The sequence below is a fragment of the Pelagicoccus enzymogenes genome (genome assembly GCF_014803405.1).
In the GTDB taxonomy this organism is placed as follows: domain Bacteria; phylum Verrucomicrobiota; class Verrucomicrobiia; order Opitutales; family Opitutaceae; genus Pelagicoccus; species Pelagicoccus enzymogenes.
This window is the reverse complement of record NZ_JACYFG010000060.1, coordinates 1-540: the sequence shown is the minus strand read 5'-3', so window position 1 is coordinate 540 and position 540 is coordinate 1. Positions and strand designations below refer to the sequence as shown.

Below are 540 nucleotides of genomic sequence, written 5' to 3'. Positions count from 1 at the left end.
TCCGAGGATAAAAAGACCACGAACGCCTTTCTGATCAAACACAGCAAGACCGTTTTTGGTGCTTCAATCAAAAGTCAGTGCTCGGAAGATTACTTCTACGGAAAAGACTCCTCGGTGGATGATGCACTGACCACAATGGAAGGTCAGGTTGCGTCACTCCTGGAAGACGTCTGCGATTGGGAATGCGTGCCTTCATACCCAAACGATGACTTCATAGCACTTCTGATATTTGTTTCAGCACAAAGAGGAAGGACTAGACAAGCAAAGCTTGAAGTCGAAGAGATGCTGAAGGGATTCATCCATGAGAGCCTCAAAGACAGTCCTGAATCGCTGAAAGATCAATTAAATCAGTTAGAGTTAGAAATTGAAAATGGCGCCTCGAAAGCGACTGCCTTCTGCCTAGAAAATTTCCCGAACTTGATAGATCTAAAAGCTGGATTGGTTCTGAACAAAACCGAAACAGAATTTATCACATCAGATCATCCTGTAGTTTTCTACAATCAACTATTTGAGCGATTAAAACAGCAAGGCAACACGGGG

1 protein-coding gene is annotated in these 540 nt (G+C 43.5%); it reads left to right on the top strand.

Going from position 1 to position 540, the window contains the following annotated elements:
- The coding region (locus IEN85_RS22535) for a DUF4238 domain-containing protein (RefSeq protein WP_191619374.1) at positions 1–540 on the top strand (540 nt) is incomplete at both ends.